General features: G+C 57.7%; 7 protein-coding genes. All 7 read left to right on the forward strand.

Going from position 1 to position 3,720, the window contains the following annotated elements; genetic code table 11:
* Positions 1-676, forward strand: a 676-nt coding sequence (locus tag ACETWG_00985; protein ID MFB0515162.1) for a hypothetical protein, incomplete at its 5' end; no start/stop codon positions are given.
* 54 nt (positions 677-730) lie between these two features.
* Entirely contained in the window at positions 731-1,609 is an 879-nt protein-coding gene (locus ACETWG_00990) for a Mu-like prophage major head subunit gpT family protein (GenBank protein MFB0515163.1), read from the forward strand.
* Between the two features lie 29 nt (positions 1,610-1,638).
* Positions 1,639-1,989, forward strand: coding sequence for a hypothetical protein (locus ACETWG_00995; protein MFB0515164.1), 351 nt, complete (start codon positions 1,639-1,641; stop codon positions 1,987-1,989).
* Positions 1,989-2,489 (forward strand): phage virion morphogenesis protein, encoded by a 501-nt coding sequence (locus tag ACETWG_01000; GenBank protein ID MFB0515165.1) that lies wholly within the window; start codon positions 1,989-1,991, stop codon positions 2,487-2,489. The genes ACETWG_00995 and ACETWG_01000 overlap by 1 nt, the downstream gene beginning before the upstream one ends.
* Positions 2,489-2,920, forward strand: coding sequence for a gp436 family protein (locus ACETWG_01005; protein ID MFB0515166.1), 432 nt, complete (start codon positions 2,489-2,491; stop codon positions 2,918-2,920). The genes ACETWG_01000 and ACETWG_01005 overlap by 1 nt, the downstream gene beginning before the upstream one ends.
* Before the next feature lies 1 nt (position 2,921).
* Positions 2,922-3,344 carry a phage protein Gp37 gene (locus ACETWG_01010; GenBank protein ID MFB0515167.1) on the forward strand — a complete coding sequence of 141 codons (423 nt, stop codon included), beginning with the start codon at positions 2,922-2,924 and terminating at the stop codon, positions 3,342-3,344.
* Between the two features lie 9 nt (positions 3,345-3,353).
* The coding region (locus ACETWG_01015) for a hypothetical protein (protein ID MFB0515168.1) at positions 3,354-3,720 on the forward strand (367 nt) is incomplete at its 3' end.

The raw sequence follows: 3,720 nt of genomic DNA on the forward strand, positions 1-3,720 counted from the left end.
CTATATCGTGGACGATCAGACAGTTGCCAAGACGGACGGCACCGGCACCCGCAGCCCGGCCGGTTTCATCGAGGACGTTGACTCCAACGGTGTCTGGGTCCTGGTAGGCTTCGGCCCGGTAGCCTCCCCTGCCGGGGCGCTGCTTTCCGCCAACAACCTTTCGGATGTCGCCAACGCGGTAACGGCCTTTACCAACGTGAAGCAAGCGGCCACAACGTCCGCCACCGGCGTGGTGGAGAAGGCGACAGCGGCCGAGATGCTGGCGGGTACGGCAGATAAGTACCCCAGCGCGGCAGAGGTTGCCGGTTATGCCTACGAGAAGATGGGCACTCCGGCATTCGATATAGGAGCCGAAGCCGGTAATGTCATCAACGTGGGCATCCAGCTCAAAGATTCGGCGGCAGCCGATCTGGCCGTGCGCGGCGCGTTGTTCGCCTACCTTTCCGATGACGCCAATGGCGACAGCATCGCCGGGACCGCCCCGGACGGTGGAGTGGCCATCGGCACGGACGGCCTGGCAATTCCACTCGTGGCCGGTAAGGCATTCCAACTGGTCAGCGAGGCCGACGGCGATATCGATATCAATATCACGGAATCCGGGATCGACACCTGGTACCTGATCCTGGTCATGCCGAACGGCAAGCTGGTGGCCAGCAACGCCATAACCTTCGCCTAATAGACGGGAAGGCCGATTGCTATTAACAACTGAAAATTGAACATGGAGTAAATCATGTTAGTCAACAAGGCAAATCTCGCGGGGATCTACACCAGTTTTTCCACGCTGTTCAACGAGGCGCTGCAGACGGCCGAGGTTATATGGTCTAAAGTGGCTACTCTAGCGCCCTCCACCGGTTCGCAGAACGACTACAAGTGGCTAGGGGCATTCCCCATGCTGCGAGAGTGGATCGCCGAGCGTTACATCAAGAGCCTCGAAGGTCTGGGATACTCGATAGTCAACAAGGATTACGAGGCCACAGTCGAGGTAGATAAGAACGATATCGAAGACGATCAAGTCGGCGTATATCGTCCGGTCATCCAGGCGCTGGGGGCGAATGCAGCGGTTCACCCGGACAAGCTCATTTTCGAGCTGATGGTGGCGGGCTTCGATACCGACTGCTACGATGGGCAGTTCTTTTTCGACACCGACCATCCGGTGGCTGGAGCCGGTGTGAGCAACGACGGCGGCGGGGGCGGGAATCCCTGGTTCCTGCTGGACACCTCCAAGTTCATTATGCCGTTTATCTACCAGGAGCGCAAGAAGCCGGAATTCGTCGCGATCGAGGATCCGCAGTCCGAGAGCGTCTTCAAGCGGCGCAAGTTCCAGTATGGTGTCGATTATCGCGGCGCCGTCGGCTACGCGCTCTGGCAGCTGGCCTATGGCAGCAAGGACACCCTGAGCGCCGCCAATTTCGAAGCGGGTTTCCAGGCGATGATGGCTTTCAAAAACGACGAAGGCATACCGCTGGGGATTAAGCCGACACTCCTGGTGGTGGGACCAAGCAACCGGGCAGCGGCCCTGGAGATCCTGGTAGCCGAGCGGCTGGCGAATGGAGAGACCAATGTCAATCGCGGTTCGGCTGAATTGCTCTTGACCCCCTGGCTGATTTAATCATTTAACGCTGATTCAGGAGGAGTTCAATGAGCATTACAATAACCTGCAAACGGGAGCGATCGCGATGGCGCTGCGGGCATGAATTCACCCGCGAGCCGCAGACTTTCCCCGATGGCCACTTCAGCGATGAGGAGATCGAGCATCTGCAAGCCGATCCAGTGCTGACGGTTGAGATCGTGGACGATGGCCCGAAGCTTCCCGGCAAGAACTCCTCCCACGCCGAGCTGGACGCTTTTGCCGAGGCCAACAAGGAAGAGCACCACGAACTGACCGAGTTTATCGGCAAGGACGCCAAGGACGGTTGGACCAGGGAGTTGAAATTCCAGGCCATCGAGAAGGCCTTCACGCCGCCGCCGGAGGAGCAAACGGGGGGCTAATGGGTGGCTTCCAGCTCCAGTTTGATCACTCGCTGTTTGACCGGATTGCCGCTGCCCTGACCAACTTCGATCCGACCGACGTGGGCCGCAACATCGGCGAGCAGCTGCGCACCGAGACCATCTTCCGCTTCCAACGCGGCGAATCCCCCAAAGGTGAGAAATGGCCTGAATCCGCGCGCGTCAAGGCACAAGGCGGCCAGACGCTGGTAAACAGCGCCGCCCTGCGCAATTCCATCACCTACCAAGTGGACCAGGAGAGTATCCGGTTAGGGACCGATCTTATCTATGGCCCTATCCATCAGTACGGCGGTGTGATCAGGGCGAAAAATGCACCGCGTTTGGTTTTCAACATCCCGGGTGTAGGTGTACGAAGTTCGGAAGAAGTGAAGATTCCCCGCAGGCAGTTCATCCCGGACCCGGAGGACATCTCTGATGCAGAATTGCACCGTATTGCTGATATGGTCATCAAGGCTCTGGTGGACCAGATAGGACGGGCTTGATGTCGTACTGCACCAAGGCAGACATCCAGAAGCGGGTGAGTGACCAGGCCCTGATCCAGCTCACCACCGAGGATGCCCAGGCCACCGAGCCGGACGACGATGTCATCACCGAAGCAATAGAGGCGGCGGACGGTGAGATCGACAGCTACGCGGTACGCCAATTCACAGTGCCGCTCAGCCCGGTGCCTCCCAGGATCAAGGATATCTCCCGTGACATCGCCATCTATAATCTGTATGCTCGCCGCCCTCATATGGAGACCCCGGAAATTATCAAGGACCGTTACCGCAGCGCCGTGAAGTGGTTGGAGAAACTGGCCGAGGGCAAGGTAAGTCCCGGCGAATTGCCGGAGCCGGAGGAAAGCGAGCACGTGGGGGGCCAGATATCGCAGAACGAGCGGGTGTTCACCAGGGAGACGATGGAAGGCTTCTGATATGACCGATGAGAACGCCATCAGCGACGCATTCGTAAAGGCCATCCAGAGCGGGGTTCAGGGCTTGGTGACGGTGGAGGCGGCTGCCGGTCCCATTGAGGAGATCGTCAATCAATTGATGCGCTATCCGGCGGTCCTGGTATTAATAGGGATGATAACCTTTTCCGAAGGCGACGAATCGGGTGAGCTGCTGGAAGGCGATATGACCGTGGACCTCCTGGTGGGTAACAAGTCATTGAGGTCGAAGGAGGAGGGGGCGAAGGGAGCCTACGATATACTCAAGAGCCTGCGGGAATTTTTGCACGGCAAGGCCGTGGGGCTGGACGGGACGGTATGGACGATAAAGGACCAGCGTCCGGTAGATTTTAGGAAAGGATTGGCGATCTACCTGCAGCGCTATTCAGGTTTCAACGTTCATTTTTAAGAGGTCAATATGGGACTACAAAAAGACAGAGAAAGAATTCACAGCCGGGGCGGTTATCTGGAGGTGAAGACCAACGGTTCTTGGTTATCGGTCGGATATACAGCGGAATCAAAAATCACCGACAATACGGATATCGAGCAGCATCACGACGAGAATGCCGAATTTCTCGGCCTGGGTCTCGGTAATGAGCTGATCACCTTTGAGACCAGCTTGCTACAGACCACCAAGGATGAAATCGATCTCATCCGCAACAACAAGGGCGCAGAGATCCAGGCCCGCTACAAGACCTGGCTGAGCGGGATATCGAAGTGGCAGCTATGGGCGCTCGGTGCTGTCCAAGTTGACCCGAACCTGGATCTGGCTTTCAGCACTTCCG

It is taken from the genome of Candidatus Neomarinimicrobiota bacterium (assembly GCA_041862535.1).
Lineage (GTDB): Bacteria > Fidelibacterota > Marinisomatia > SCGC-AAA003-L08 > TS1B11.

What these genes read in the sequence shown, in the direction of transcription:
- ACETWG_01010 (MFB0515167.1), top strand. Translation starts at nt 2,922, where the DNA reads ATGACCGATGAGAACGCCATCAGCGACGCATTCGTAAAGGCCATCCAG.
- ACETWG_01000 (MFB0515165.1), top strand. Translation starts at nt 1,989, where the DNA reads ATGGGTGGCTTCCAGCTCCAGTTTGATCACTCGCTGTTTGACCGGATT.
- ACETWG_01005 (MFB0515166.1), top strand. Translation starts at nt 2,489, where the DNA reads ATGTCGTACTGCACCAAGGCAGACATCCAGAAGCGGGTGAGTGACCAG.
- ACETWG_00990 (MFB0515163.1), top strand. Translation starts at nt 731, where the DNA reads ATGTTAGTCAACAAGGCAAATCTCGCGGGGATCTACACCAGTTTTTCC.
- ACETWG_00995 (MFB0515164.1), top strand. Translation starts at nt 1,639, where the DNA reads ATGAGCATTACAATAACCTGCAAACGGGAGCGATCGCGATGGCGCTGC.